This window comes from Flavobacterium piscisymbiosum (assembly GCF_020905295.1).
Taxonomy (GTDB): domain Bacteria; phylum Bacteroidota; class Bacteroidia; order Flavobacteriales; family Flavobacteriaceae; genus Flavobacterium; species Flavobacterium piscisymbiosum.
This window is the reverse complement of the sequence record NZ_JAJJMM010000001.1, coordinates 4,342,582-4,369,226: the sequence shown is the minus strand read 5'-3', so window position 1 is coordinate 4,369,226 and position 26,645 is coordinate 4,342,582. Positions and strand designations below refer to the sequence as shown.

Annotated in this window: 27 protein-coding genes and 1 tRNA gene; 12 read left to right on the top strand and 16 right to left on the bottom strand. The window is 37.6% G+C overall.

Features of this window, described 5'->3' with window-relative positions; translation table 11 throughout:
• Both LNP81_RS18805 and LNP81_RS18800 read left to right on the top strand, forming a co-directional pair.
• The gene (locus LNP81_RS18805) at positions 1 to 864 is read left to right on the top strand and encodes a bestrophin family protein (RefSeq protein WP_230038477.1); all 864 of its coding nucleotides are present in this window, start codon (positions 1 to 3) and stop codon (positions 862 to 864) included.
• A 70-nt stretch (positions 865 to 934) separates the two neighbouring features.
• A complete protein-coding gene (locus LNP81_RS18800) occupies positions 935 to 1,858 on the top strand; it encodes an AraC family transcriptional regulator (protein WP_230038475.1) in 924 nt (307 codons plus the stop codon).
• A gap of 428 nt (positions 1,859 to 2,286) precedes the next feature.
• On the opposite strand, the gene LNP81_RS18795 is transcribed toward LNP81_RS18800, so the two are convergent.
• The 3 genes from LNP81_RS18795 to LNP81_RS18785 form a co-directional block, all read right to left on the bottom strand.
• Positions 2,287 to 2,661, bottom strand: coding sequence for a DUF779 domain-containing protein (locus LNP81_RS18795; RefSeq protein WP_230038473.1), 375 nt, complete (start codon positions 2,659 to 2,661; stop codon positions 2,287 to 2,289).
• Positions 2,662 to 2,720: 59 nt separating this feature from the next.
• Entirely contained in the window at positions 2,721 to 3,740 is a 1,020-nt protein-coding gene (adhP, locus tag LNP81_RS18790) for an alcohol dehydrogenase AdhP (protein ID WP_230038471.1), read from the bottom strand.
• A gap of 74 nt (positions 3,741 to 3,814) precedes the next feature.
• Positions 3,815 to 5,320 (bottom strand): aldehyde dehydrogenase family protein, encoded by a 1,506-nt coding sequence (locus LNP81_RS18785; protein ID WP_428979526.1) that lies wholly within the window; start codon positions 5,318 to 5,320, stop codon positions 3,815 to 3,817.
• A gap of 274 nt (positions 5,321 to 5,594) precedes the next feature.
• Between LNP81_RS18785 and pheT the strand changes: the two genes are divergently transcribed.
• Positions 5,595 to 8,015 carry a phenylalanine--tRNA ligase subunit beta gene (pheT, locus tag LNP81_RS18780; RefSeq protein ID WP_230038466.1) on the top strand — a complete coding sequence of 807 codons (2,421 nt, stop codon included), beginning with the start codon at positions 5,595 to 5,597 and terminating at the stop codon, positions 8,013 to 8,015.
• 77 nt (positions 8,016 to 8,092) lie between these two features.
• Here the strand turns inward: pheT and LNP81_RS18775 are convergent, their stop codons facing one another.
• Positions 8,093 to 8,605 carry an adenine phosphoribosyltransferase gene (locus LNP81_RS18775; RefSeq protein ID WP_230038464.1) on the bottom strand — a complete coding sequence of 171 codons (513 nt, stop codon included), beginning with the start codon at positions 8,603 to 8,605 and terminating at the stop codon, positions 8,093 to 8,095.
• A gap of 116 nt (positions 8,606 to 8,721) precedes the next feature.
• Here LNP81_RS18775 and LNP81_RS18770 point away from each other — a divergent pair.
• Positions 8,722 to 8,795: transfer RNA gene (locus tag LNP81_RS18770), tRNA-Arg, on the top strand.
• Here LNP81_RS18770 and LNP81_RS18765 read toward each other — a convergent pair.
• Positions 8,761 to 10,311, bottom strand: a complete 1,551-nt coding sequence (locus tag LNP81_RS18765) for a recombinase family protein (protein ID WP_230038462.1) — start codon at positions 10,309 to 10,311, stop codon at positions 8,761 to 8,763. The genes LNP81_RS18770 and LNP81_RS18765 overlap by 35 nt on opposite strands.
• Positions 10,308 to 10,478, bottom strand: a complete 171-nt coding sequence (locus LNP81_RS18760) for a hypothetical protein (RefSeq protein ID WP_230038460.1) — start codon at positions 10,476 to 10,478, stop codon at positions 10,308 to 10,310. The genes LNP81_RS18765 and LNP81_RS18760 overlap by 4 nt, the downstream gene beginning before the upstream one ends.
• A gap of 250 nt (positions 10,479 to 10,728) precedes the next feature.
• Between LNP81_RS18760 and LNP81_RS18755 the strand changes: the two genes are divergently transcribed.
• Positions 10,729 to 11,820 (top strand): HAD family hydrolase, encoded by a 1,092-nt coding sequence (locus LNP81_RS18755; protein ID WP_230038458.1) that lies wholly within the window; start codon positions 10,729 to 10,731, stop codon positions 11,818 to 11,820.
• Here the strand turns inward: LNP81_RS18755 and LNP81_RS18750 are convergent.
• From LNP81_RS18750 to LNP81_RS18725, 6 genes are all read right to left on the bottom strand, one after another.
• The gene (locus tag LNP81_RS18750; protein ID WP_230038456.1) at positions 11,738 to 12,871 is read right to left on the bottom strand and encodes a hypothetical protein; all 1,134 of its coding nucleotides are present in this window, start codon (positions 12,869 to 12,871) and stop codon (positions 11,738 to 11,740) included. The genes LNP81_RS18755 and LNP81_RS18750 overlap by 83 nt on opposite strands.
• Before the next feature lie 15 nt (positions 12,872 to 12,886).
• On the bottom strand, positions 12,887 to 13,105 hold the full coding sequence (locus LNP81_RS18745) for a PRTRC system protein C (RefSeq protein ID WP_035680809.1): 219 nt from the start codon (positions 13,103 to 13,105) through the stop codon (positions 12,887 to 12,889).
• Between the two features lie 17 nt (positions 13,106 to 13,122).
• Positions 13,123 to 13,575 carry a hypothetical protein gene (locus tag LNP81_RS18740; RefSeq protein ID WP_428979525.1) on the bottom strand — a complete coding sequence of 151 codons (453 nt, stop codon included), beginning with the start codon at positions 13,573 to 13,575 and terminating at the stop codon, positions 13,123 to 13,125.
• 16 nt (positions 13,576 to 13,591) lie between these two features.
• On the bottom strand, positions 13,592 to 13,867 hold the full coding sequence (locus LNP81_RS18735; protein WP_230038454.1) for a hypothetical protein: 276 nt from the start codon (positions 13,865 to 13,867) through the stop codon (positions 13,592 to 13,594).
• A gap of 116 nt (positions 13,868 to 13,983) precedes the next feature.
• Complete coding sequence (locus LNP81_RS18730; RefSeq protein ID WP_230038452.1) at positions 13,984 to 15,057, bottom strand: DUF932 domain-containing protein; 1,074 nt, start codon at positions 15,055 to 15,057, stop codon at positions 13,984 to 13,986.
• Between the two features lie 57 nt (positions 15,058 to 15,114).
• On the bottom strand, positions 15,115 to 15,543 hold the full coding sequence (locus tag LNP81_RS18725; RefSeq protein WP_230038450.1) for a single-stranded DNA-binding protein: 429 nt from the start codon (positions 15,541 to 15,543) through the stop codon (positions 15,115 to 15,117).
• Positions 15,544 to 16,264: 721 nt separating this feature from the next.
• On the opposite strand from LNP81_RS18725, the gene LNP81_RS18720 reads away from it, so the two are divergent.
• The 3 genes from LNP81_RS18720 (at position 16,265) to LNP81_RS18710 (ending at position 19,065) form a co-directional block, all read left to right on the top strand.
• Positions 16,265 to 16,930, top strand: a complete 666-nt coding sequence (locus LNP81_RS18720; RefSeq protein ID WP_230038448.1) for a hypothetical protein — start codon at positions 16,265 to 16,267, stop codon at positions 16,928 to 16,930.
• A 90-nt stretch (positions 16,931 to 17,020) separates the two neighbouring features.
• On the top strand, positions 17,021 to 17,593 hold the full coding sequence (locus tag LNP81_RS18715; RefSeq protein WP_230038446.1) for a hypothetical protein: 573 nt from the start codon (positions 17,021 to 17,023) through the stop codon (positions 17,591 to 17,593).
• 1,247 nt (positions 17,594 to 18,840) lie between these two features.
• Positions 18,841 to 19,065, top strand: coding sequence for a hypothetical protein (locus tag LNP81_RS18710; RefSeq protein WP_230038444.1), 225 nt, complete (start codon positions 18,841 to 18,843; stop codon positions 19,063 to 19,065).
• A 55-nt stretch (positions 19,066 to 19,120) separates the two neighbouring features.
• On the opposite strand, the gene LNP81_RS18705 is transcribed toward LNP81_RS18710, so the two are convergent.
• Positions 19,121 to 19,294: a hypothetical protein gene (locus LNP81_RS18705; protein ID WP_230038442.1), complete on the bottom strand. Its 174-nt coding sequence runs from the start codon at positions 19,292 to 19,294 to the stop codon at positions 19,121 to 19,123.
• Between the two features lie 24 nt (positions 19,295 to 19,318).
• On the opposite strand from LNP81_RS18705, the gene LNP81_RS18700 reads away from it, so the two are divergent.
• Positions 19,319 to 19,537, top strand: coding sequence for a hypothetical protein (locus LNP81_RS18700; RefSeq protein WP_230038440.1), 219 nt, complete (start codon positions 19,319 to 19,321; stop codon positions 19,535 to 19,537).
• A 32-nt stretch (positions 19,538 to 19,569) separates the two neighbouring features.
• Here the strand turns inward: LNP81_RS18700 and LNP81_RS18695 are convergent, their stop codons facing one another.
• On the bottom strand, positions 19,570 to 20,022 hold the full coding sequence (locus LNP81_RS18695) for a response regulator (protein WP_230038438.1): 453 nt from the start codon (positions 20,020 to 20,022) through the stop codon (positions 19,570 to 19,572).
• 666 nt (positions 20,023 to 20,688) lie between these two features.
• Between LNP81_RS18695 and LNP81_RS18690 the strand changes: the two genes are divergently transcribed.
• Both LNP81_RS18690 and LNP81_RS18685 read left to right on the top strand, forming a co-directional pair.
• Positions 20,689 to 21,411, top strand: a complete 723-nt coding sequence (locus LNP81_RS18690) for a 3'-5' exonuclease (RefSeq protein ID WP_230038436.1) — start codon at positions 20,689 to 20,691, stop codon at positions 21,409 to 21,411.
• An 832-nt stretch (positions 21,412 to 22,243) separates the two neighbouring features.
• A complete protein-coding gene (locus LNP81_RS18685; protein ID WP_230038434.1) occupies positions 22,244 to 22,702 on the top strand; it encodes a sensor of ECF-type sigma factor in 459 nt (152 codons plus the stop codon).
• A gap of 164 nt (positions 22,703 to 22,866) precedes the next feature.
• On the opposite strand, the gene LNP81_RS18680 is transcribed toward LNP81_RS18685, so the two are convergent.
• Positions 22,867 to 23,367: a hypothetical protein gene (locus LNP81_RS18680; protein WP_230038431.1), complete on the bottom strand. Its 501-nt coding sequence runs from the start codon at positions 23,365 to 23,367 to the stop codon at positions 22,867 to 22,869.
• Positions 23,368 to 23,562: 195 nt separating this feature from the next.
• Here LNP81_RS18680 and LNP81_RS18675 point away from each other — a divergent pair, with 195 nt between their 5' ends.
• Positions 23,563 to 23,943, top strand: coding sequence for a DUF1573 domain-containing protein (locus LNP81_RS18675; protein ID WP_230038429.1), 381 nt, complete (start codon positions 23,563 to 23,565; stop codon positions 23,941 to 23,943).
• Positions 23,944 to 24,377: 434 nt separating this feature from the next.
• On the opposite strand, the gene LNP81_RS18670 is transcribed toward LNP81_RS18675, so the two are convergent.
• A complete protein-coding gene (locus tag LNP81_RS18670; RefSeq protein WP_230038427.1) occupies positions 24,378 to 26,558 on the bottom strand; it encodes an HAD-IIB family hydrolase in 2,181 nt (726 codons plus the stop codon).
• Between the last annotated feature and the right edge of the window lie 87 nt (positions 26,559 to 26,645).

Here is a 26,645-nt window from a genome sequence, read left to right as displayed (position 1 = left end):
ATGATCTCATATAATACCAAGGACTGGTTTACTTTTATTTTCCACGTTCATAAATCAGATACAGTAAGAAAACTGTTTCCGATAATGATTGCTATCGGAATTTACTCTTCTATAATTGGATATCTTGAAATCGCCTATTTTAAAGTAGGCAAAAACGATTACATCCATAACATTCCAATTATGCACGGAATGTTAGGTTTTGTAATTTCGTTATTACTTGTTTTTAGAACCAATACTGCCTATGATCGTTGGTGGGAAGGACGAAAACTATGGGGAGGTCTCGTAAACAATAGCCGTAATCTGGCTATTAAGCTTTCGGCAATGCTGAAGGATGAAAATGATCGAAAATTCTTCAGAAAATTCATTCCCACTTATGCTTCAATTTTACATAAACATCTTCATGATACTGAAACCAGTAAGCAGCTTTTTGATGATGTAGATTTAGAAATTGATCACCATAAACATAAACCGAATCAGGTAAAAAGAATGATGTTTCATAAAATCAATGATTTATATGATTCGAAAAAAATTACCGGAGATCAGCTTATTATTTTAAACGAAGAATTGCAATCCTTTACAGATATTTGTGGAGCTTGTGAAAGAATTAAAAACACGCCTATTCCTTACTCCTACAGCGCTTTTATAAAAAAATTCATTTTCTTTTATACTATGACACTGCCTTTTGGTTACTCTATTAGTCTGGGTTATTTTGTTGCTCCGGTCGTTGTTTTCATATTTTATGTACTGGCGAGTTTAGAGCTTATTGCCGAAGAAATTGAAGATCCTTTTGGTGATGACGAAAATGATTTACCAACAAAAAAAATCGCGGAAAACATTAAAAAACATGTTGAAGAACTGATTTAATTAAACGTTAAATCTAATGTTTATTAACTTATTTTGATTAAATTTAAAGTCGCCACAAAAATTAATCATAATGAACAATCAACGTGCTTTCATCAACCCTCCTCATTTATCGAACGAAAAATCATTAAAAACACTTGTTGAAAACAGGACCGTTTACACATTAAATCATTGTGAATTAAATATTTTTGAAACTTACGAATCTTCTAAGTTAGTGCCATTAAAATTTAACGATTTTGTGGTCACCAGTATGTTAAGAGGAAAAAAGATAATGCATCTTTTTGATGAACCCGGATTTGATTATCTGCCAGGAGAAACGGTAGTAATTCCGTCGAATGTTGAAATGAAAATTGATTTTCCTGAAGCTTCAAAAGAAAACCCAACACAATGTTTGGCATTGGCAATCGACCAATCTAAGATAAACGATACCTTAAATTTTCTAAACCAACATTATCCCAGAGAAGGCAGCGATTGTTATTGGCAATTAAATCATCAAAACTATTTTTTTTATAATAACATAGATCTTGCCCTTACAATCAATAAATTGATTAAAGAATGCATGGGTACTTCTATGACAAAAGATGCTTTGGCCGATTTGACTTTGCAGGAATTGATAATTAGAATTATACAAACACAAACAGCAAAATCAATTGATCAGGGAGTTTCTGTTTCTTCAAACAATCCCATTTTTGAAGTTACGGAATTCATAAGGCTTAATTTAAAAGAAAATATAAACCTGAAAAGCCTAAGTGAAAAAGCCTGCATGAGTACAGCTTCTTTTTATCGCTTTTTCAAAAGGGAATTAGGCATGAGTCCGATTGAGTATGTTTTGAATGAAAAGATAAAACATGCCAAGAAACTATTAAAAAATCCAGGCATTCAGATTAATGAGGTTTGTTATTTATCCGGTTTTGAAGATGCCAATTATTTTACAAGACTTTTTAAAAAGCATGAAGGAATTACACCTAAACAATATCAGTTGTTGTATGTTAATTAAGGTTCTGAGTTGCTGAGATTCTAAGGTTCTGAGTTTTTTTTTAAAAGTTGCAAAGGTTAGAGGAACAAGGGGACAAAGTTTTTTTAGAATGTTTATTCTGTAATATTTATCTCTCAACCTTTATACATCAACGTTTATAAACACAACATTCATTGTAGCGATGCACAGCAGTGCGCCTACGCTTCTATTCCCATACCAATTTTCCTTTTCAATTTTTCCTGCTGATTTTTCCAATTTTACATACTAGGTGTTAGACACACTGCTGTGCGTCTCTCCGGTCAATCTTTGTGCATCAAAACCTTTGTTTTTTTGTTCTTTTATTTCTTTGTCTCTTTATTTCTTTGTCTTTTTGTTCCTTTGAACCTTTGTTCCTTTGCTCCTTTGTCACTCTGAAAACTTAGAACCTTAGAATCTCAGCAACTTAGAACCTATTCAACAAAACGTACCGGTTCCAAATTTTTCTCCTCTTCTTCGGTAAAAATTCTATATTCGATTTGGAATGTTTTCTTTAAAGGAGTCTCTAGCGAAAAACCGCCAACTCCAAAAGCGTCGATTACTTTTAGCGTAAAATGCGCATGTTTCCAATATTCGAATAAATCCTTATCGACCCAAAATTCTGTATCTTCAATAGTTCCTATACAAACATCTCCCATTCGTTGATAATATCCACCCTTTTCAAAACATTGGGGCTGGGTTCCTTCACAACAACCTCCGGCTTGGTAAAACATCAAATCACCGTGTTTTTCTTTTAGAATGTTTATCAATTCAATAGCTTTATCTGTAGCATCGATTCTTTTTATCATGGCTTTTTATATTAAAAAAAAGCAACAAACGTATTGTGTTTGTTGCTTTCATGATTAATTTAAGGTTTTGCAATCTCAAGAACTACCCTTCCTTCTATCTGACCTTTTTTCATTTTATCAAAAACGTCATTTACATCTTCTAATTTTGCAGGAGTAATTGTTGCTTTTACTTTTCCTTCTGTGGCAAATTCTATTGCCTCTTTCATATCCTTACGTGTACCTACAATCGAACCGCGAATTGTTATTCTGTTTAAAACAGTATCAAAAATTGATAAATCAAAATTTCCCGGAGGAAGTCCGTTGAGTGCCATTGTACCTTTTCGTCTTAATGTTTCAAGTCCTTGCTTGAAAGCTATAGGCGAAACGGCTGTTATCAATGCCCCGTGCATTCCGCCAACTTCTTTCTTTAAGAATTCTCCAGGATTTTGATTTTTTGCGTTTACTACTAAGTCTGCTCCAAGTTTTTTGGCCAAATCAAGTTTGTCATCTGCAACGTCAATTGCGGCAACATGCATGCCCATAGCTTTAGCATATTGTACTGCAACGTGCCCCAATCCTCCAATTCCTGAAATCGCTACCCATTCTCCAGGTTTTACTTCAGTTTCTTTAAGGCCTTTGTAAACGGTTACACCAGCACAAAGTATGGGCGCCATTTCCATAAAATTTACATTCGATGGTAAAAGCCCAACATATCTTGCATCGGCAATTACATATTCTGCAAACCCACCGTCTACACTGTAACCTCCATTTTGCTGGCTGTCGCACAAAGTTTCCCAACCTGTAATGCACTGGTCACATCCTCCGCAGGCACTGTAAAGCCATGGCACACCAACGGCATCACCTTCTTTTACATTTTTTACATCCTGACCAACGGCTACAACATAACCAACGGCTTCGTGCCCCGGAATTAACGGCATTTTTGGCTTTACGGGCCAGTCTCCTTCTACTGCGTGTAAATCAGTATGACAAACTCCACTCGCAATTACCTTTACAAGAATTTCGTTTTTACCCGGGCGTTTTACTTCAACTTCTTCAATTTTCAAAAGAGAACCAAATTCTCTTACAACTGCAGCTTTCATTGTTTTTGGCAACATAGTTTATTGATTTGCAAGAGCAGTAAGTGATTTGCTTACTGCCCTTTGGTTTATACAATTTAAAAGAAACCTAATTTCTTTTTATCATAAGAAATCAGCATGTTTTTAGTCTGACGATATTGTCCCAACATCATTTTATGGTTTTCGCGACCAATTCCGGATTGTTTATAACCTCCAAAAGGCGCTCCGGCCGGATAAGAATGGTATTGATTGATCCAGACACGACCTGACTGAATTGCTCTTGGCACCTGATAAATTTCGTGCGCATCACGCGTCCAGACTCCGGCACCTAAACCATACATCGTGTCATTCGCGATTTCTATAGCTTCTTCGGTAGTTTTAAAAGTGGTAACGGCAAGAACAGGTCCAAAAATTTCTTCCTGAAAAATTCTCATTTTGTTATGTCCTTTAAACAAAGTTGGCTTGATATAATAACCGCCTTCAAGATCTCCTCCTAAGTGGTTTTCATCTCCTCCTGTCAAAAGCTCCGCTCCTTCTTCTTTACCTAATTTTATATAAGACATGATTTTTTCTTTCTGAACCAATGAGGTCTGAGCACCAATCATAGTCGACTTATCGAGCGGATTTCCGGCAATAATAGCCTCAGTTCTTTCGATTACTCTGGCGATAAACTTGTCATAAATATCTTCATGAATCAGTAATCTTGACGGACAAGTACAAATCTCGCCTTGGTTTAAAGCGAATAATACAGCACCTTCGATCGCTTTATCGAAGAAATCATCATCGTGATCTGCTACGGATGGAAAGAAGATATTGGGAGATTTTCCTCCAAGCTCTAATGTTACCGGAATAATATTTTCTGTAGCATATTGCATCACTAAACGTCCTGTAGTGGTTGATCCCGTAAATGCTGCTTTAGCTACTTTTTTATTGGTAACCAATGGGCGTCCAAGTTCTGCACCAAAACCGTTTACAATATTTAAAACTCCCGGAGGCAAAATATCGCCTATTAATTCCATCAAAACTAAAATAGAAATCGGCGTACTTTCTGCTGGTTTCAAAACAATTGTGTTTCCTGCAGCTAATGCCGGAGCGATTTTCCATACTGCCATTAGAATTGGAAAATTCCACGGAATAATCTGTGCAACAACCCCTAATGGTTCGCTTAAAGCAATCGAAACTGTTTGTGAATCCAATTCTGCAATCGAGCTTTCTTCGGCACGAATTACGCCTGCAAAATATCTAAAATGGTCAATTGCCAACGGAATATCTGCTGCAAGTGTTTCACGAATTGGTTTTCCGTTATCGATGGTTTCAACTGTTGCGATATATTCCAGATTGTCTTCTATCTTTTGCGCAATTTTATTAAGTAGAATACTTCTTTCCGTAACAGAGGTTTTTCCCCATGTTTTAAACGCTTCAGAAGCTGCATCAACTGCTAGCTCTAAATCTTCTTTTCCTGAATGTGCTGCTTTTGTAAATACTTTTCCATCAATTGGAGAAAGAACGTCAAAATATTCTCCTTTTACCGGAGCTGTAAATTTTCCGTTGATATAATTATCATATTTTACCTTAAATTCAGGTTTTTGTGTGGCTGTGTTCATAATTTGTTTTTTTTGATTCATTCCAAATTTACTTTCATAAAATGAAAGAGAATAGCACTTTTCATTCATCTAATAGCACAAAAATTACACATTCGTTTTTATAACTATCTTTTAGTAATTAATTAATAAAATATTGGCTTTAAAATTATAAACTACTCAATAACAATGGGTTTTACATAAAATAAAAACAGCTCGAAAAAACCAAATAAATTGTTTCTTACTACCACACGCAATCCTTATATTTGTAACCTTATACAAGAATAAAAAAGTTAACATGAAAATATCTTACAACTGGTTAAAACAATTTATTAAAACAGACTGGACATCAGAACAAACTTCAGAATTACTTACAGATTTAGGTCTTGAAGTAGAAGTTGTCGAAAAATACCAATCAGTTAAAGGCGGTTTAGAAGGAGTAGTTGTAGGACACGTACTTACTTGCGAAAAGCATCCGGATGCCGATAGATTAAATATTACAACTGTAAATATTGGTTTAGAAGCTCCTATACAAATTGTTTGTGGTGCAGCGAATGTTGCAGCAGGACAAAAAGTTCCTGTAGCAACTATAGGTACAGTTTTATATGATAAAGACGGTGCTGAATTCACTATCAAAAAAGGAAAAATTCGCGGACAGGAAAGTCACGGAATGATTTGTGCCGAAGATGAATTAGGTTTAGGTACAAGCCACGACGGAATCATGGTTCTGGATGAAAAATTAGTTCCGGGAAGACCGGCTGCAGACGTTTTTCAGGTTGTAAATGACGAAGTATTCGAAATTGGCTTAACTCCAAATCGTGCTGACGCCATGAGCCATCTGGGAACTGCACGTGATTTAAGAGCAGGAATGCTCCAACGTGGTGTAAACGTAGAATTGATCACGCCATCTGTGAGTAATTTTAGAGTAGACATGCGTACTTTAAAAATTGATGTGAACGTAGAAGAACCTCTTTTGGCTCCAAGATATTGCGGTGTCACTATTTCAGGAATTTCTGTTCAGGAATCTCCAGCATGGTTACAAGATCGTTTGAAAGCTATTGGATTAACTCCAAAAAACAATATTGTAGATGTTACCAATTATGTTTTACATGAATTAGGACAACCTTTACATGCTTTTGATGCTGCTAAAATCAATGGAAAGATCATTGTTAAAACTCTTCCTGAAGGAACCAAATTTGTGACTTTAGACGATGTTGAAAGAACATTACACAAAGAAGATTTAATGATTTGCGACGAAAAAGGTCCGCTTTGTATTGCGGGAGTTTTTGGAGGAAAAAAATCAGGAGTATCTGATGGTACAACAACTATATTCTTAGAAAGTGCTTATTTTGATGCTGTAAGTGTTCGTAAAACGGCAAAAAGACATCAATTGAATACGGATGCTTCTTTTAGATTTGAAAGAGGAATTGACCCAACGATTACAGAATATGCATTGAAACGTGCAGCGCTTTTAATCCTGGAAGTTGCAGGCGGAAAAATAACATCTGATGTTGTAGAGGTTTATCCTAAAAAAATAGAAGATTTCTCTGTTTTACTGAACTTTAGTCATGTTTCTAAAATTATCGGACAAGAAATTCCAAAAGATACCATCAAAAAAATCCTGGTTTCTTTAGACATAAAAGTAAATAGCGTTTCTGATTCTGGTTTAGGGCTGACAATTCCTGCATATCGCGTAGACGTGCAACGTGAAATAGATGTAATCGAAGAGATTTTGAGAGTTTACGGATATAACAATATCAATTTCTCGAAAAAATTCAATGCAACGGTATCTAATTCGCCAAGAACAGAAGATTACAAAGTGCAAAATGTAATAGCATCGCAATTGAATTCTCAGGGATTTCATGAAATGATGGCCAACTCTTTGACAACAGCTGCTTATGCTAAATTATCAACTGCTTTAAAAGAAGAACATAACGTTACAATGCTGAATCCGTTAAGTAGTGATTTGTCTACTATGCGTCAATCTTTATTGTTCTCTGGTTTAGAAGCGATTTCGTATAACATTAACAGAAAAAATGCTGATTTAAAATTATTTGAATTCGGAAAATCATATCATAAATACCTTAACGGATACGAAGAGCACAAACATTTGACTTTACTGATCTCAGGAAACAGAAACAAAGAAAGCTGGACTAATCCGCAAAAAACTACTGATTTCTTTTTATTAAAAGGATACGTAAAAGGAATTTTGGCTCGTTTAGGAATTGATAAAATTTCTAACGCTCCGGTACAATCTGATATTTTCTCTGAAGGAACTGCTATTTGCTATAACAATGACACATTGGTAGAAATGGGAGTGGTTAAAAAATCTATTTTAAAGCATTTCGGAATCAAACAAGATGTTTATTTTGCTGATTTTAACTGGGATTTGGTACTTAAAATCATCACTGGAAAAATCAAGTATTCTGAAATTCCTAAATATCCTGAAGTTCGTAGAGATTTAGCTTTATTGATTGATAAGAGCACCACTTACGAAAGCATTTTCAACCTTGCTAAGCAAACAGAAAAGTCACTTTTGAAAGATGTTAACTTATTTGATGTTTACGAAGGAAGTAAGCTTCCTGAAGGCAAAAAATCGTATGCTTTGAGTTTCACCATTCAGGATAATACAAAAACGCTTACAGACGCTCAAATTGATAAAATTATGTCGAAATTACAACATACTTTTGAAACGGAGCTTGGAGCTAGTTTAAGATAAAATACTTCGAGTAAAATATAAAATCCCAATTCTAAAAAATTTTAGAATTGGGATTTTTTTTATTGTTGGATTTATCCTTAATACGTAATTGCAGCAAAAATAGGATGGTCTTTAATTTTTTCTCTTCCGTTTAAAAAAGTTAACTCCATAAGGAAATTACATTGTACAATTTCCCCTCCTAACTTCTCGACCAACTCACAAACTGCTTTTGCGGTCCCTCCTGTCGCTAAAACATCATCATGTATCAAAACCTTGTCTCCCTTTTTTATTGCATCTGTATGCATCTCTAAGCTATCGGTACCATATTCCAGTTCATAAGTTGCCGAAATGGTTTCATACGGTAACTTTTTAGGCTTTCTAACGGGAACAAAACCTGCATTTAGTTCCTGCGCCAATAATATTCCAAAGAAAAAACCTCTACTCTCTGCTCCTACTACTTTATCTATTTTTTGTCCGTTTAAAGATTCTATTAAAACATTAAGGCATTCTTTTGTCGCAATTGGATCATTTAATAGTGGAGTGATATCTTTAAACAAAATTCCTTCTTTTGGAAATCCCTGAATATCACGTACATAATTTTCAATCTTCATTTTTTTTAATTTTTATGTTATTTTATGCTTGCATATCTCGCATTTATGTCTATCTTTGCACCCGCAATAAGCAATCAACAAAGCTACGAAAAATTAGCTAATTGATAACAAAAAAAGGCCTCGTGGCGCAACTGAATAGCGCACTTGATTACGGCTCAAGAGGTTACTGGTTTGAATCCAGTCGAGGTCACTACTCGGGACAAAAGAAAAATATCATCTTTTGTCCCGTTTTTTTTTGCCCGTAACCTATTGTTTACCAGATAAATACAGTTGATGATTTCGTTCACTCGGGCGGTGCGGATTTTGTTTTCTGAAAATGTAAAATTTTCAGGGAAAATTAAACCAATTATCTCCCTGGAATCAGCTAAAGTCCCGCCATCAAAGGCCTCGCCTAGCTTTAAAAGGTTTTCCAGTCCCGTGCTTGTTAGATACTCTATATTCTCTCTATCGTCATCTACATTTCCAAGCTCTTTCTCTAACTTGCTAATAACAGCATTGTATTCATTTTTCATAAGATGATAGTCTTCAGCGTCGATTTTCTCGGTGACTAATAAATTTCTGGCAACGGTCAGTTTCTTTTCATAAACTGCAATTTGTTCAAGAGATTTCTTTTTTTCATTAATGATTAATCCAGTATGCTCCCTGTAGCCTTCAAGCAGAACTGCTGAATATAGTTTCTTCACTTCGGGTAAAGGTTTAAATTTATTTAAATGCACTTTAAATGTTTTATTTGCTATCTCAGAGTTTATTCTCCATTTACAAACTTTATCACAATGGTAATAGTAGTAATACTTATTTCTTCCTTTGCATTTGCTTCCTGTTAACTTCTGTCCGCATTTAGGACACATAAAAAAACCTCTAAGGGGAAAATTTTCTATTGTTTTAATTTTCGGTCGATATGTCCGTGATTTACTATCAAGGATATCCTGTACTTGGTAAAACAATCCTTCGCTAATAATTGCATCATGCTGGCCATTGACTAATCTCGCCTCTTCATCTCTGTACTGAGGTACAACGATCTTTCCGCAATAAAGAGGGTTTCTTATAATAAGCCACAAGTTGTTCTTAGAGATCCCAAAGCCTTTCTCTTTGGCCATTTGGTAAATAGATTCAGTACTAAAAATATTTTTCGCAATCTGTTCAAACACCCATATAACTTTTATGGCTTTCTCAGGCACAATGGCAATATATTTTTTTCCATCTTCTGTAACTTTATTAGCATAACCATAAGGGGCCATACCCATATGCCTTCCCTCCTTCTTTCCCCTTCTAAGCCCCTGAAAAGTATTCAATGCCCTTCGGTCGTTTTCAACCTCGGGTGCGGCCAGGTAAAATGCTAGCATCATTTTGTTTTCCGGAACACTCAGATCAAGTGGCTGTTCTATCGCCTGCGGCTCTATACCCAATTTTCTTAAAACATTTATCATTTGGTAAGCATCACCCGCATTACGGCTGAACCTGTCCCACTTCATAAAAAGAACCAAATTAATTTTGTTTTTATTTTTTTTTACATCATCAAGAAATTTTTTCCATTGAGGCCTGTTAAAAGTTTTTGCTGAATGATCTTCATAAACTACATTACGTATCTGTATTTGGTTTATACTGCAATATTTTCTTAGCATTTCCTCCTGATTCCGTTGGGAGAAGCCTTTTTCTGCCTGCTCGTCGGTACTCACTCTAATATATAAGTCTGCTATCTTACTCATTTTCTTTTGCTTAAATGTTTTAACACAGCGATATTAGCAATTATTCTCAAGAAATACAAGATTTCCTCTGCCTGTTCAATTGTGACATCTAGCCCCTCAGATCGAAGCATTTGCAAAGCTTTTTCTGGGGTCAACTTTGAGTTACTGTAATCAATATCCTTCTCCATAATTACACTTTTAAAATTCATAAAAATGTAATTTAATTGTAGAAATGATTAGAACTTATTTATCAGCATTACTTGTCCTTCCAAGGAAGTCTTTTACCGGCTTGGATATTTTGCACGGTTATATTATTAGAGAATATATAGACAGCAGGTAAGGTTGGAAATTGTAGGTAGATGAGATTCTGCAAAAATCATATTAATTAAAGTGTTTACTAAATAAAAAATATTAATTTAGTTCTATAATAAAAGAGCTATGAGCAGACATACTATTAAAAATTGTGTTGTAACAGATTTAGATGATACAATTTGGGATTGGCTCAGTATGTGGCATAGTTCTTTCGGTCCTTATTTAAATGAAATTGCAGATTTTTCTGGAATTGATGAAACCAGGTTGAAACTGGATTTTAAAAAATTACACCAAAAATATAATACTACAGAAGTCTCTTTTGCTTTTGGTGAACTTGAAATGTTGAGTGCCGAACAAAAAGAGAAAATCACTAAGAAACCTTTAGTTGGAAAAAGTATACTTCACAAATATAACAGCAACAAAAAGTCAAATTTAAAAATGTATGATGGTGTTTTAAAAACACTATTACAGTTGAAATCTCAGGGAGTCCTTATCATAGGATTCACAGAATCAAATGCTTTTTTTACAAAATATAGGCTCAAACACTTAGAGCTTGACGGTATTTTTGACTGTATATACACACCATTAGATACTGGCGTGCCACAAAGTGTTGAAAAGATCTACAATGATGAACATTGGGAGCCCGTAAAGACGGAAATCAGATATTTGTCAAAGACAATTAAAAAACCAGACAGTGAAATTCTTGGTATTATATTGCGAGATTTTCAAGTTTCAAAAGAGAATGCTATCTACATTGGCGATAAAATAGACCGCGATATTAGAATGGCAAACGATGCTAAAATCACAAGCGTCTACGCAAAATACGGCAGTAAAATAAGTAACGATAAATATCAGCTTCTAAAAGAAGTTACCCATTGGTCGCAAGAAGATGTTATCAGGGAAGCTGAATTCCAGCAAAGACATGCTAATGACGAAATTAAAGCTGATGTTATTTTGGAAAATTCTTTTAGTGAACTGTTGAATCATTTTTCGTTTACATCATTTTACAAAAAAACGGATAGAGATTTAATTCCAAATGTTATTTCTATTTGGAGTGATATTGTAAAAGTGCAACAGCACTTCAATGATATTGGACTGAGAATAAGAAATCTTTCCCTGACCGCATTTACTTTTATTATTGCAACATTGGGGCAAACAATCGGCTTTCAAAATCAAGGCTGTTCTCTGTCAGTTCCCTTCCGTCAAAGCATTTTATAATGGTCGGTTCGTCCATTGCCCCGTACTCGTTAAATTCATTGTTGATACCTTCTTCAATGCTTTCATACAGCCATCCTTTGGTATCGGAAATAAAGGAAATGTACTTTTCCATTCCGATGCTCTCACTTTCCGTTTCTTCGTCTTCCTCCCTGTCATTCATGGGAGCATTTCGAAAAATACCCTCGTTGGGATAATCGGTGTATATGGCAAAAGCTTTTTTGCCTATATCCAAACACTGCTTATCAAAGGCATCATGGCTTTTAAAACTGTTAAGCCGTTTTTCAAAAAAGTTCAGGTTCATGGGGCTGAAAATTTTCTTTCCCATATAGTCCCCGATAAATTCCGCCTTGTCAAACTCCCGAATATACCTCTCGTTTTCTTCCCTGTCCTGCTCCTCTTCTGTCCATTCCCTGTGCATCTCATAAAGCCAGTAGAGATAACTGCCCTGCTGTCTGAAATACGGTACATCGGCACTATGATACAGATACGAGCAGACCGATAAAAGCAGGTGAGCATTCTTTTTGTGCTTCGGTTCTCTGAGCATTTGATAAATCGGTTCTATGGGGATATAATACAACGTTGTGCCTGTATTGAATTTTTCCTCGCTTAGCAGATACGTTATGTGGCTATCCTGCAATAACCGCAGTTCGGAAAAGTTCCCCACACTTTTTTTCAGTTTCTCATCCAAATCCCATACAGCCAATGCCATATTATAGGGATATTCAAAATGACAGGTCGCCATCGGCACAATATGGTAATACTCAGCTAGACTGTCAAGAGAGCTATAAAAATCATTTTCCATTTTGGAAACATCCTGACAAGCCTGTACCGTTTTATTCTTCTGTAATATGGGCAGAAATGAAACCTTTAGAAAACCATCGGTAGCATCCCCGCAGGAACTGACCTTGGTTTGTCTTTCTGCACCTCGCCTGCGTCTTTGGGTCTCTGCATCCAACCCATAAACCCTGCGAGCTGTACGTGAAGCTGTTTTTGTCTTTTTCGCTCGGGCAGTCTCGCTGTTCCCGATATGATTGTCTGTTGCATAATTCATGGCTTTAAATTTTGGTTAGCCTTTTGTTCCCATTACCGTTTCAAATCGGTACTCCACCGCATCGTCCCTAATGGCAGGGGCTGATATTTTGGCGGTGGTCAGTATCGGATAGGTCGGGGCATAAAAATTCAGTACCGCTTCGGTGCTCCATCTTGGCTCGGGGTCGGAAAGCCTTATTTCCTGTCCCTTGTCTTTGAGTATAAAAACCCGCTGTAATTGTGTAGCTAATAACATGACTTTTTTATTTTAAATTAATATCCTTGCTCTTCGTTCTCGTCTTCCAAGTTTTCCATGTCCTCTGCCTCTGTTTCTTCCTCGTCCGTTTCGGACTCTTGCACATTGCCATTGCTATAGTCAGGAAAGAGTGCCTCTCGAGGCGGTTTGGTCTTTACGGTTTCTGTTGTACTGCCGAACAGATCGGGCGCAAACTTTGCCGACAGCTCGGATTTACGTCTGCGTATTTCCTCCGCCTTTAGTGGAAATTCATGTATTTCGGGCACTTTTATCCATGCCTCACGAAATTTCCCTTCTTTTTCCAGTTCATGGGCTTTCGCCATAGCTTCGCTGAACTTTTTGTCTTTGGCTTCCTGTTCTTTTTTCTTGGTATCGGCTTTCTCTTTTTCCATAGCCGACTGCTTTTTGGTATCTTCAAGCTGTTTCATATAGCCTTCCATGTCCACCATTAGACCCGAAGCGCACTGCATGGGCGTTGTGATATTCTCAAAAAAACCGTTGTCGAGTTCTTCGGCTGTTCCCCCCTTTTAAGATAAGCAGATGGGTGTTCCATTCCCCTACTGCCTCCCTGATGATGGCTGTAAGCTTTTGGGCGTACTTTTTTTCGGCTTTCTGGCTTTTTTTTGAAAGCCCCACTTCTATATACTTGTCCAAAATATGCCAATACATACGGGCTTCCTTACCTATACTGCGGTGTTTGCTGACAAATTCATTGTAGAGATACAGGATAAACTCAAAATTGTTGCTGTCCTTCCTTGCCATAATCCCTGCGTTTTTATGTTATTCAATTGTGCAGATGTCCAACCCTGCTATCGCATCACTAGCTCCTGATTGTAAAGGCTGTCACGGTTTGCAACAGCCTTTGGTTATCTGCCTGCCTAATTCAGGTTTAGGATTTGCTCGCCATCCGCCTGAAAAGCCGTGCACAGTTCAAACGCCTTTTGGGCTTTTCCCTGGGCTGTGCCTCCCATGACAATGGACTGCAGTTTGGCTTCGCTGTCTTTGTATTTTCGCACATTCTGATAGTAGCCCGTCACGCCATTATAAGCCCCGAAAAGCGTGCCTTTAGTGGTCTCCATCTGCTGAGATTCGCTTGCCATGGCGTACGCAAAAGCGTCCTCAACGGTATTTTTAAACACGGTAGACACTTCATCTTCAGCCCCTTTTCTAATTAAAGCGAGTGTTTCGGTATTTGGACATAATGCCAATTGAATCAATTTCTTAACCTGCGTATCTGTTACCTTCACTTTAGCCCATTCATTGAAAATACCTTCTAACTGACTGCTCAGCCTGTCCGCCAGTCCCATTACTTTATGGGCATCATCAAGGCGCTGTTTTGCCCCTGATGTATGGCGGATGCGCACCACGTTGCTCATCGAGCGGAGTGAAGCGTTAAGGGTATTTTGGCATACGATGCGAATGGGCGTAAAAGCCGCCGTGATGCTTCCGCTTCCGTCGTGGGAGGTGGTCAGGAAAATGTACTTTTCAGTCACATCATCCCCATTTCCGACCCTGATATAATCAGGGAGTTTGGCGGTAATAAAGATGCGTTCGCCTTGCCCGAGTGCCCCTGCCGTTTCGTACAGTATACCGTCACCGCCCCCGACAATCGCATCAAAAAAGCTGAACGCCTCACGGTTCTGCACGATTTGGTAGTCTTTCCCAACAACGCCCAAAACCGCATTACTGTCGGTGCGGATGGTGGCAAAGCAGTCAGGTACTGCCAATTCAGTACTGCCCATTTCAATACCGCCCGCAGTTTGGATAATGCCCGATGCTTTTGTGTATAAAGGGCTTTTAGCCACCTCGTAATCAAGCCCTGCATGTCTGATGGCTTCTGAGCTTGTCGGGTACTGCTCCACAATCTGCCCGAGCCCGTGCCATGCTTTTTCCTTTACGCTGAAAAAAGAATACTTTCCTGTCTCGCTGTTGTAATTGATATTATGTGCCATGATATTTGATTTTAAAAGTTTGAAATAAAATTGTTTAAAACGCTTTAATGCCTGCCGTTAAAACGGGATGTCGTCCTCAGGCTCTTTTACGGTGACCTTTTTGCTTTCGCCCTGCACCGCATTCTGTCCACTTTGAACCGCCTGCACATTTTGAACCGCCTGCGCACCTTCGGACTTCTTCCCGCCCCCGTGCAGTTTGATATTCGAGGTATTGAAGTTCAGCCCCGCGCGAGGCTCCCCGTCATTGCCTGTCCACGCCCTTGCGCTTACCATGCCAGTGAGCTCCACCACCGTGCCTTTGGTCAGCCACTCGGCAACCCTTGGGCTTATCCAGTAGGCGCAATCAAAAAATGTGGTCTGCTCCACCTTGTCCCCTTTTCTGTTTTTGTAGCTCTCGTTTATGGCTACCGAAAAATTTACTACCTGTCTGCTGTCTGACAATGTGCTTACTTTCGCATCTTTTGTCAATCTTCCTGTAATGTTCATGATTTCTAGTTTTTAAATTATTACTTTCTTTTTCCCGCCCCCGCTTTTTTACTTTTGACTTTTTTTTCTTTTCTTTTTTTTTGAAATTTATTCGGCAATGAGAGCAGGCGCTGTTTTGTTTCATCATTGCTTTTTTCAATATTTCAATTCTCATTTCTGACATTTTTTTTTATTCGTCTAAAGAGCCGCAGTATGCTATGTTTTGTTTCATGAGCATAAAAAGGTGAGTGTCCGGCAAAAGCAAGGCTCTGGCAAAAAAAACAACCCGGATGGGTGGAGATTTTTTGACAAGACCTGAAAGGCCCCGGCCTTGCTTTTGCTCAAGGACACGGACTACCTTTGCTCCTGAAATAAAACAAAAGCATACAGGGTCTCGGGTAAAAAGAAAAAGGGAAGCAATGGGGATACTATGGATAAAGAGCAACAAGAAAAGTAGTCAGCTTGGGGTGAATTGAAAAAGATGTTCCCGTGGCCTCAAGACCGCTGGCGTCTTAGTTCGGCAAAAAAAAACAGGCAGCTGATTTTTAACTAAATTAAAAACAGCCCCAGAACAAGTAAAATAAGTGATTTACAGCTATTACTGCACATCTCAAAGATTTAGTATATTATTCTTATATTCGCTAAAAAATCATACTAATTGAACAAAGCCCGCTAAAAAAGTTGTATTGGCGCCATTTTACCGTTAATATAAATTAGTCAGTGGCAACAAAACCCAAACTTCATGAAATTAGACATTGGTGTAGAAAATAGACAAGAAATTCTTCAATACTCACTTTTGATAGAAAATTTCACCTCAATATTTCTTTCTAAACTTTTAGGTATAGAGAACTATGAAGAAACTAAGTCATTTGGAAATCAAAGTGGAAATCTATCATTTAATCAAAAAATAGATCTATTAATTGACATCGGTGCTTTAGACAAAAATGAAAAGAAGAAATTCCAGACATTCATGGAAATTCGTAATCAATTTATGCATAATTACAATGCAAAAAATTATGAATCCTGTTTTAATTATTTAGAAGGAAAAGCAACTTTTATTCTGAAAATCTTTCCTCAAAATGCTGAATTACCAACAGAAGAGAAATTGCATAAAGCTACCATAGAACTCGCAGGAGACGTATTGAAAACCACCGTAAATCTCATTGAAAAAATAAAAGAAAAGATATCCAAAGATGTAGAAGGTGAAATGCTTAAAAAATTTAAAACCGATACATTGGAAATTATAAAGCAAATTGAAGATGGATTCAACGAACTTTACACAGCTCAAAAGGAAAAGGGTGCAAAAACTATAAATATTGAGGAATTAAAAGGCTTAGGAACTTTGATTAGAAGATCATACTATAGTTTATTAACGAAGAAAATAACCGAAAAAAATAAGCTGCACTAACAGATACACCGCTGCAGAAGACTTATAACAGTGTAAAACTGCTTTATCAAAAAATACTGCTGATATAATCTCAACTAAAAAATTGAAAAAATGAGTAAATTAACATTAACTATTTTAGGCCTCTGCCTGACACTTTTTACTTTTGGCCAGGGGAAGAACCAGAAAAAATGGGACAGGGTTGTTTCGGAAATGACCAAAGCAAACCAGGGCGATACTATATCTGCAAGGTCAAAAGCTATTTTGGAATGGTCTGATTTTAAAATGCCACCTGAATCAAGCAAAGATCTGCATGTCCATCCGGAATTGACATTTGGTGTTTTTACCAAAAAAGTAAATGTCTGGACAGGAACTATCACTGTTGAATCCTATGGAGGAATCAGAAGGGATTTATCGTGGGTTAAACCCGAATATAAATCCCAGCAATTACTGGATTACCTACAGCTGAAATATAACATTTCACATTACTTTGCCAAAAAATCAGAAAAAGAGATTAACAGCGGAAAAATAAATGCGGGAAATGTCAATAAAGTTAACGGAATTATAGAGAAACATTTAGATGCCAGGGACAAAGCTCTAAATGAATTTGATACAGAGTCTAATTTTGGAAGCAATGCTGAAGCTCTAAATAAGTGGAAAGAGAAACTACGCAGTAACGAAATATAAAATGCTGCCTGCAGCAACAGCTACAACGGATTTGATCAACTGGGATAAATCATAGTGTAAAGAAGCAGAGTAATCGCAAGATCCTGTAAAAAAAACCGTTAATAATAACGGTTTTTTTATTGGCATCAAATCTGGATACATTAAAATTTTCGCTGGGAAGGTTTAATATTGCCGGGCGCACCACCGTCTGTTTCATCTCGGGCGCGTTCATCTTCTCGAAGCTCCTCATTGCCCAGTGCCCCTATTTCGAATTCCTTATGAACGGGATTATCCTGGTCTGGTTCAATGGTTTTAAAGGGCTCACCTTCAGCCTCATTGCTCTGAGGAGCATCAATTTCAGTTTCAAAACCTTCAGAGGGATCATTATTTATAAGATCCTCTTCAATGTCCTGTTCGGTTATATCTTTCGATTCACTGTCCGATTCATTGTCAAGATTCTCTGAATCATAAGGATTACCGTTTGGATCACTGTTTTGCTCGTCTGAATTTGGAATCTTGCTATCCTGCTTATCATGGTGACCGGATTCCCTGCTGATCTCTTCGGTACTCAGGTCATTTCCATAATCGGGCTGGGCATTTTCTGTAAAGGTATGACCTGTGGAGGTAGTTTTTTGTTGTCCCTGTTTACCTGTGTCTGCGTTTTAAAAATTCTTGTCATCCTGACCGTAATTTTCCGGTTTGTCTGAATTCATCATTTTATTTTTTTTAATTAAATTTTTACTATCGTTTTTTTAAAGAAGTGTGTCTTCGCAGGTCTGCTGGCATTGCCGCGCTTGTTAGCATTTCCCTTGTGTATCCTTTGTTGATTGTCCTTTATCAAATGTAAAGAGGATAGTAATATTTTTTTTTACAGAATAATGATTTGCATTTATAAAATAGCTATCAGACAATCAAGGAGCTAGGCACCAATATAGTAGAAAAAAATAATTTTGTAGCTTATTAATTAGTATTGAAAAACTAAAACCAAAACATAAAAATGGATTCAATCCTTAGCCCCGATAGCAGTGAAAATCCTTTTGTGCCGGTGTTCGGCACAAAAGATTGCAACGAATAGCGGGAATAGCTCCTAAAAAACAATCTGATATCTCATAACCAACTGAAAATAATATAATTAAACAAAGCCAGGCTGTAATTTAATCCATCCTCTAATTTTTAATTTTACCCTACCTTCTTCCACTAAGCCGCAATAAGTCCGAAACAGGAAGAAGAGCTTTAAAGAAATTACAAACTATTTAAATTATAACATTATGATACCACAAGAAAACTACGATACGTATTCTCAGCAAGACAGCATGTATCACATGGGGGAAGAATCCATCCATTCAGAAACCATGGAGCACACCGATCCGGGAGTGAACCAGCACTATGATGATGAAAGATCTGCCGACCACCAGCCCACCGAACTGGACCATGACGATGCAGACAGAAGGACTCTTGATGAGTCCCAGGCCGATGAGGATGATGAGGAATAAAGATATACCTCTTACCGCCTATTACAAAATTGAAAAGCCTTCTAAATGACTGCATTTAGGAGGCTTTTTTTGGATTAATTTTTATTGTTTTTAAGGCGTAGCTTCTCGGGCAGTCCCCACTACCAGCCGATTCAATTTCTGGTACGGCCGCTAACTTAACATCAAAGCGCCCTGCAATAAAAATAAAACCGCTAATTTTGCCTTTTGACAGTAGATTTAAAGCTGTCATAGCAGCTTTGAACGGGAATGAGATATGAAAAAGTTTGAAATAAAAAAAATAGCCCCCGACAGCTGGATGGTTTCCCACAATGAACTGCCAAAATTTACGTGCCGCTTTGAGCAGGGGAAATTCAATTACAGCCGCACTATCAAAGGACTTTCAGATCCCACGGGCGACCCGAAGGAAATCCAGCTGCTTGAGAAAATGGAAAAATGGCTTGCCCAGTACCATAAGGACAAAATAAACGGCTGATTTGATGAAATTGAAAGGAAGGTTTACAACAGCTAAATTAACCGAAATTTTCCACTGTCCTTATTGCAGCAGCGCCAGTCCATTTGTAGGACCTCAGCCAGGAATGCTTTCAGGGTATCAAACCCGCTGGGCTTCACTGCATAAAAACTGGCCCCAAGCTCGAGTGCCCTGTCAATGTCCAGGGGATCACTGCTGGTGGAAAACATAATAACCTTTACCTCTCTTATGGCCCCTTTTAATTTTCTTATTTCTTCCAGGCAGTCAAAGCCGTTTTTTTTGGGCATGTTCAAATCCAGAAAAATAACATCGGGAAGCGGATCGGACAGCGTATGGAGGATCTCCATGAGTTCCGCCCCATACTGTGCTTCTTTTAAAACAACCTCAGGATTAACTTCCAGCATGGCCTCGGTAAAGAAGATTCTGTCATCCTGGTCATCATCTGCTATATAAATATGTCTCTGGAAATTTTGTTGGGACAAGGCCATAGTAGTGTATTTTTAAGTAAAGATAAAAATTTAAAAATATGCAAATGCTAATATAAATAAATTAGCTTTTTCAAGTTGATAAACCATCGAAGCATATCCGTGCAAGGGTTAACGATTACGTAAAGTTAAAAAAATAGTTTAAGAAAAAACATATGAATTTTAGTTTACGACCGATTGGAAAACATCAAGGAGCTGGTCAGCGCTATGGTGAAGCTTGAAAAAGAAAACAAAGAACCTGTCAAATGTCGAGGAATACCTGCAGGAAATTGCGCTTCGGCACAAAAGATTGCTTCGCCAGTTCGCTAACGCTGGGGTGAAACATATAGCGGGAAAAGCTCCTAAAAACTAATTAAACCTAAAAAATAATACTACATATAATTGACCAGATGATCAATTCTAATCAGATTCCCCGGCAATTCCTGATACTGGATCAATCCAGCCTCAAACTAGATCAGCTGTTTCCAGCTATAGTAACAGCAGCCAAGGCAATTAAAATAGCTCCTTGGTACCTATTGGTGCGCAGCTAAGAAATTTAGTTTATTATTATTATATTCGCTAAAAAAAAAGCAATTACTAATTGCACAAAGCCAGCTAAAAAAAACTAGTATTTGTGCCGTTTTATGGCTGGTATAAATGAGTTAGCCTTCATTTCAACAAACAGAAAAAATGATAGAGAATTTACCTGCATACATATCACTGGCTTTTGTGCTTACATCAGTTGGGACTTTGCTACTTTTCATTTGGGCTATTAGAAGCTCGAATTCTGAATTGACCCGAAAAAAAGCAGCACCAATTTCTATCGGTCTTACAATTTGGCTGATTATTCAAGCTGTTTTGACTTTAGAAAGTTTTTATAACACTGACACAAACTCCTTGCCGCCAAAAATAATGCTGATAGGGATCTTACCAACTATTTTGACAATCATTCTATTGGTTGCAACTTTAAAAGGAAGACAATTTATTGACAGTTTGCCTCTCAAAAACTTGACCTATTTAAACATTGTTAGGGTACCGGTTGAAATAGTTTTGTTTTGGCTTTTTATCAACAAAGCAATTCCGCAGCTTATGACTTTTGAAGGCCGGAACTTTGACATTATAGCAGGAATAACAGCTCCGGTCATTGCTTACTTTGGTTTGACTAAAATGAAAATTAACCCAAATGCAATACTGACCTGGAACTTTATTTGTCTTGGACTTTTAATAAATATTGTTGTGAATGCTTTATTTTCAGCACCATCACCAATACAAAAATTTGCTTTTGAACAACCCAACATAGCGATTTTGAATTTTCCATTTAGTTGGTTGCCAACTTTTATAGTTCCAATTGTATTGTTTGGACATTTAACGTCAATTAGACAATTATTAAAACAAAAAAGCGAAAGAAAATAAGACAACCATCAGCCAAAGCGCGCTACCATCAAGCCGCGACTTCGGCTTAATTTAAAAATGGTCTTGTGTTTGAAAAATTAGTTAGTCAGGAGCAGAAATAACAGCCTCTTTAATGTTTTTACACAATAGGTATTCCGATCCAATAAAAAATAAACATTAGTGCCATAGTTATTCCAATACTGCACAAAGTAAGTAAACGCCAATAAACAGACCTTCCATTGCCATAGCGCCAAATCCTCTCACCGGTTTGTTCCCTATTTGATTTTAAAGTTACTTTAGCCAGTATATAGGTTGAGAGAATAAAGATCGAAATTGTAATTAACCAAAATTTAATCATCGTTCCTGTTTTTAAAATATTGTTAAATTTACTGTTTTTTTTTATAAAATCACCGTGATTACTTACCTATTCATTGCGTAATGTCATAAATAAAAATTGAATATACCGGAAATTTAATAAAACAAATTTGTGTGGATATGCAATTCTCCAAGACAAAGACAGTGATCCCGGCAGCGCTAGCCCCGATTGCTTCGCCCGTTCGCTAACGCTGAGGTGAGACATATAGGGGGAAAAGCTCCTAAAAAACAATAACTGTCTTAAAAAATTATCTGCCAAGAACTGCAGCCCGAAAAACTAAATACCATTTCATACCTCCCCTGCTTTAGAAACTGCAAAGCCATCAGTACGCCTGATCGTATTTATAACAGCAATACGTGAAGCACTTATATTAAACCTTTTACTTTAAAGCCTATCTAATCCTATAGCAAAAGATTTAAACTGCAGCTGCCCTTATTGAAAATTGGAAATTTAATTTCAAAACAAAAACTATAAAAAATGAAAATCAAAAACATACTGCCGATACTTCTATTTTTGACCAGTTTCCCGTTTTATGCGCAAAATGAAAAAACAAACCAAAAACTCGAAAAAATTAAAGCCTATAAAATTTCTTTTTTAAATGAAGAGCTTGAACTTGCTTCGGCAGAGGCTGAGAAATTCTGGCCTCTTTACCATGCATATGAAGAGAAAAAGTATAAGCTGCGGCATGAAAAAATGGAAACCTATCTGCAAAAACTCAGCGATGATACTATCAATTCTACTTCAGAGAAACAGGCCCGAGCACTTTTATCACAAATGGAAAACACCAACAGGGCACTCTATCTGTTGAGAAAAAATTATCTCAGCAGCCTTCGCCAGGTACTCCCAGCGAAAAAAATAGTAAGGCTCATAAAATCTGAAAAGGATTTTAACCGAAAATTGTTAAAACAATATCGTGATAAAGCCGGTAAAAAGTAAACAAAAAAAAGTAAACAATAGCGATAGAAGCCCTTTAAGCAGTTTGTTTACTTGTTTGGGCTTCTGGTTCTCTTAGCCGCATCGGGCGTTACACCCTGTGTGCTCGATAGTATGGCTGAGATAAGCAGTATGAATTTTCAGGGGCGCCATAATACTAAAACAATTTACCTTTTTTTTGTCCTGGTGAGCTCCAGATCAAATACCGAAGTACAGTTTTCCTCTGTGGTAATGGTCTGGGTGCCTTTAATAACATTATCCGTTATATCATCCAGAACAACTTTGATTTTCAGGCGACTCTCCGAGAGGCTGTCAGGACTGGATTCCAGGATGATTTTATCCCCATTGTGTATTGCCCTGAATACATTGAGCAGCTTTTTGCTGTTCAGGCCATTGGCATACACCCTGACGGAGTCCTTTACAAACTCCCAGAGCTCATTTCTCCGATCCCCGATTACATACAGCCCGCAGTTGGCTTTGCGGCAGAGCATTTCGCTGTCCCAAAGCCCCTGTACCGATAATTCCCACTCCCTGATGGACTGGGCATTGCTGAATACCGAATCTTTTAATACTACAGCATTTTTGCTATTCTCAAGTCCTGACTCTTTTTTTCTTTGACATGAAATACACATCCATACAAGAAGTATTATTACTGGCAATTTTTTCATAGCTCTTTTTTTTGGACCTGTAATATACTCAAAATTAGGCGCGATACCAAAAAAGGTTATAACACAAAACGTATAATATGCCGGAAAATTGCCAATATGCACCAATGAAGTTCGCTAAAATGGCACGTACTTACCAAATAATAGTTTGATTTTAAGTAAAGAAAACTATATTTGAAAAACTTTAAATATTTCAAAATGAAAAACATCACACTTTTTTTTCTAATATTAGTAAGTACAGCGGCTTATTGCCAAAAGGGGCCTAAAATTGAGTTTTCAGCTCCCGATAATACGATAGATTACGGCCAGATTTCAAAAGCAGATATCACAGAAGGGACTTTTGAATTTAAAAATACAGGAGACGCGCCCTTACTAATTACAGGGGCGGCATCCACAGCAGGCTACATCATGGTCACCAAACCTGTCATGGCCATTATGCCGGGCAAAAAAGGCAAGATCAGCATTAAGTATAAAAATATGCCCACCGGCCCGATACGCAAGACCATTATCGTTGAAAGCAATGCCGTAAATGAGCCCGGTGGAAGGGTTGGCCTGAAAATCAAGGGAGAGGTCCTGTAAACTTCCTGCCTGTGTTATGATAGTATAAAGGCGTTTATGTTTTGCCTGCCGAAAAAACAGGCTCACTTTTGCCGAAGCCCTGGTCCAAGCAATAAAAAAACCCGGAACTAAGAGCCCGGGTTTTACTATTCTTTAATCTAATAATTACCTTTAAATGCTACATCCCTTCTTTATTCGATCCTTCATGCGCCTTAAGGCTAAAGGGAAAATATGCCAGAATGCTTCATTCCCTGCAAAGATATAATTTTTAAATTAAATCCCTGCCGTGAAGTCCGCAACGCCGTTAACTTTCCCAATTTATCCCAGTTTTCCCAATGTTAACGCCCTTTTTTATGAAACTATCAAATGAAACAAATGATTAAACCGTTTTCATCAATAAAAACATCACCATCACCAATTTCCCGGCTGCTAAAACCTGAACCTGAATACATATATTACTTAATTACTTTATAATGTTTTAATCCTTCCAATATACCTGCGGAAGCCGGGCTTTTTGCTACAAAAATACTTTTGGTGGTCTGGTAGTGATTCAGTTCAATGCTTCGGTTGCCCACTATAATTCCTTTTACGGCTCCCCTGAACATATCAATATCGTTGCCTGAATCGCCCGCTGCAATTACCCTGGATAAGGGAATTGCCCATTTGCGGCATAAAAATTTAATGGCATTTCCCTTCGAGGCCCTCTTGGGAATAAAATCCAGAAACTGTCCGTGACTGGGAATAATGTTGATTTTATACCATCCTTTACCCAAAGCAGCCACCAGCTGGTCATAATCGTATTTTTCCTTGTCATAATAATAAGAGATTTTAAAGGGGTTCTGCGCTTCCTCTTCCTGAAGTTTTATCCATGATATGGCCTTCAGGCGGTTTTCTACCTCTTCCCGCTTCCATCTCCCGGACAAAAATGTGGCCCATCCCTTGTCTAAAATATAATCTTTTCCGTTGGTATAATAGATTTCGGTTCCCACAGAACAGATAATAAAATCAGGCGCAGGAAACTTCTCTTCTTCAATTACCTTCTTTACCAGCCTTAAGTTTCTTCCTGTTGCCAGGGCAAAAGCCATTTTCTCTGTTCGATTGATCAAATGAGCTTTCAATTCTTTGAATCCCGGATTGTTTAACTTAGGCTCTATCAGGGTTCCGTCAATATCGGAAACCAGTAAGTTCTCTACCTTTCTTTTTAATCGTGAAATATTAATGTTGGGATAATGCTGTTTTTTGATACCCGCGCCGGAGGAAAGTGACAGATTCTCATCAATAAGGGCTACATACTGGTTGACATGGCTCAGCCAGCTGTAGTGTTTCTGGATATTGATCGCCCCGTTATTGGAATAATATTTCCACTGGTTCTCATCGGTTAATATGGTCCGGAGCGCTTTTTTGATCTGCCCCACATCAAGGGGATCCACCAAGATACCGTTCTGGCAGGTCGGGATAATTTCCGAGGGGCCGCCGTTTTTGGTCACCACAACCGGCAGACCCGAACTGGCCGATTCAATGACGGTCAGCCCAAAATTTTCATGCAGGGTCAAATTCGCAAATACCCCTCTTTTCTCGGCCGCATAACGATAAATGATCGAAACTTCGTTCTCCACATCGTGCTTTTTGGGAATGGCCATTTTTCCATACAAATCGTACTTGTCCATCGCTAAAAGCAGATCAGTCAGTACGTCTTTTTCAGATTCGGGCATCCTTGCAATATCTTTTCGGATTCCGGCAAATATGACCAGATTGGCCATACTCTGCAGTTCCTTGTCTTTTCCGTAAACTTCAATCAAAGTATGAAGGTTTTTATGACGGTCAGGTCTTGAAAGGGCCAGTATAAAAGGCTTATGGGGGTTAATTAAAAACTTGGAAATGCTTTCAGCCACCCAGTATTTCCTTTGCTCTTCCTCCATGTGTTTTACCGAATCCTGTTCCTTATGGTAGTAAGGAACAAATTTGCGCGTGTCGATTCCCGGGGAGATGGCATGGTATTTGGCCAGTCCAAAATTTTTATAAGGCTTATAGGTTTCAATTTCCTGCTCGGTGGAGGTAATTATAAATTCTGATAATTCGAGTGTTTTTTCCTCAGCGGCAATCCGGGCTTCAAACTTAAATTTCTTTTCCATCTCCTGCTGGGAAATGCCGTTTTCAAAGAGTTTTTTTCTTTTATAAAAACCCAGGGAATGTCCGGTATGGGCAAATGGAATGTTTAAAATGGTCGATAATTCACTGGCCGCATATCCGGCATCACCGTAATGCGAGTGAATCCAATTGGGGAAAATATCATGAAATTTAATATGGTGCACCACTCCGGTCACAAAAGTGTCCAGGCCTTCCCATAACTGTTCTTTGGGTTTGTATTTTTTTCCTAAAAAAGGAATTCTTCTTATATCTAATTTTTCATTTACAGCTTCAACCCCTACTGCATATTCAGAGGAAAGAGCCGGATCATCAATGAGCCTTGTAAATAAATCAACGTGTTCTACACCGGGATGCCGGGATAAGAATTCAGCAAACTCGTATACATATTTTGTCTGTCCTCCATTATCGGCATCTCTACCAATCTCCAGACCTGAACCTTTTAAGAGGCCATGAATGTTGATTATTGAAATTCGTAATTTTGTCATCATTTATTTTATTGATTAGATTTTTAATATACAAAAAAATAAAGCAATTCGGCTCAAAAACCAAAAAAACAGCAATAAAGGGCTTCAAAT

Coding starts and splice junctions, on each gene's coding strand:
- LNP81_RS18785 (WP_428979526.1), bottom strand. CDS start 5,320: ATGAACACAGCCACACAAAAACCTGAATTTAAGGTAAAATATGATAAT.
- LNP81_RS18715 (WP_230038446.1), top strand. CDS start 17,021: ATGAGTAAATTAACATTAACTATTTTAGGCCTCTGCCTGACACTTTTT.
- LNP81_RS18710 (WP_230038444.1), top strand. CDS start 18,841: ATGATACCACAAGAAAACTACGATACGTATTCTCAGCAAGACAGCATG.
- LNP81_RS18800 (WP_230038475.1), top strand. CDS start 935: ATGAACAATCAACGTGCTTTCATCAACCCTCCTCATTTATCGAACGAA.
- LNP81_RS18725 (WP_230038450.1), bottom strand. CDS start 15,543: ATGAACATTACAGGAAGATTGACAAAAGATGCGAAAGTAAGCACATTG.
- LNP81_RS18730 (WP_230038452.1), bottom strand. CDS start 15,057: ATGGCACATAATATCAATTACAACAGCGAGACAGGAAAGTATTCTTTT.
- LNP81_RS18700 (WP_230038440.1), top strand. CDS start 19,319: ATGAAAAAGTTTGAAATAAAAAAAATAGCCCCCGACAGCTGGATGGTT.
- LNP81_RS18740 (WP_428979525.1), bottom strand. CDS start 13,575: ATGCAGTGCGCTTCGGGTCTAATGGTGGACATGGAAGGCTATATGAAA.
- LNP81_RS18675 (WP_230038429.1), top strand. CDS start 23,563: ATGAAAAACATCACACTTTTTTTTCTAATATTAGTAAGTACAGCGGCT.
- pheT (WP_230038466.1), top strand. CDS start 5,595: ATGAAAATATCTTACAACTGGTTAAAACAATTTATTAAAACAGACTGG.
- LNP81_RS18705 (WP_230038442.1), bottom strand. CDS start 19,294: ATGACAGCTTTAAATCTACTGTCAAAAGGCAAAATTAGCGGTTTTATT.
- LNP81_RS18775 (WP_230038464.1), bottom strand. CDS start 8,605: ATGAAGATTGAAAATTATGTACGTGATATTCAGGGATTTCCAAAAGAA.
- LNP81_RS18795 (WP_230038473.1), bottom strand. CDS start 2,661: ATGATAAAAAGAATCGATGCTACAGATAAAGCTATTGAATTGATAAAC.
- LNP81_RS18745 (WP_035680809.1), bottom strand. CDS start 13,105: ATGTTATTAGCTACACAATTACAGCGGGTTTTTATACTCAAAGACAAG.
- LNP81_RS18695 (WP_230038438.1), bottom strand. CDS start 20,022: ATGGCCTTGTCCCAACAAAATTTCCAGAGACATATTTATATAGCAGAT.
- LNP81_RS18750 (WP_230038456.1), bottom strand. CDS start 12,871: ATGAATTATGCAACAGACAATCATATCGGGAACAGCGAGACTGCCCGA.
- LNP81_RS18760 (WP_230038460.1), bottom strand. CDS start 10,478: ATGGAGAAGGATATTGATTACAGTAACTCAAAGTTGACCCCAGAAAAA.
- LNP81_RS18755 (WP_230038458.1), top strand. CDS start 10,729: ATGAGCAGACATACTATTAAAAATTGTGTTGTAACAGATTTAGATGAT.
- LNP81_RS18690 (WP_230038436.1), top strand. CDS start 20,689: ATGATAGAGAATTTACCTGCATACATATCACTGGCTTTTGTGCTTACA.
- LNP81_RS18720 (WP_230038448.1), top strand. CDS start 16,265: ATGAAATTAGACATTGGTGTAGAAAATAGACAAGAAATTCTTCAATAC.
- LNP81_RS18735 (WP_230038454.1), bottom strand. CDS start 13,867: ATGGCAAGGAAGGACAGCAACAATTTTGAGTTTATCCTGTATCTCTAC.
- LNP81_RS18680 (WP_230038431.1), bottom strand. CDS start 23,367: ATGAAAAAATTGCCAGTAATAATACTTCTTGTATGGATGTGTATTTCA.
- LNP81_RS18670 (WP_230038427.1), bottom strand. CDS start 26,558: ATGATGACAAAATTACGAATTTCAATAATCAACATTCATGGCCTCTTA.
- LNP81_RS18685 (WP_230038434.1), top strand. CDS start 22,244: ATGAAAATCAAAAACATACTGCCGATACTTCTATTTTTGACCAGTTTC.
- LNP81_RS18765 (WP_230038462.1), bottom strand. CDS start 10,311: ATGAGTAAGATAGCAGACTTATATATTAGAGTGAGTACCGACGAGCAG.
- adhP (WP_230038471.1), bottom strand. CDS start 3,740: ATGAAAGCTGCAGTTGTAAGAGAATTTGGTTCTCTTTTGAAAATTGAA.
- LNP81_RS18805 (WP_230038477.1), top strand. CDS start 1: ATGATCTCATATAATACCAAGGACTGGTTTACTTTTATTTTCCACGTT.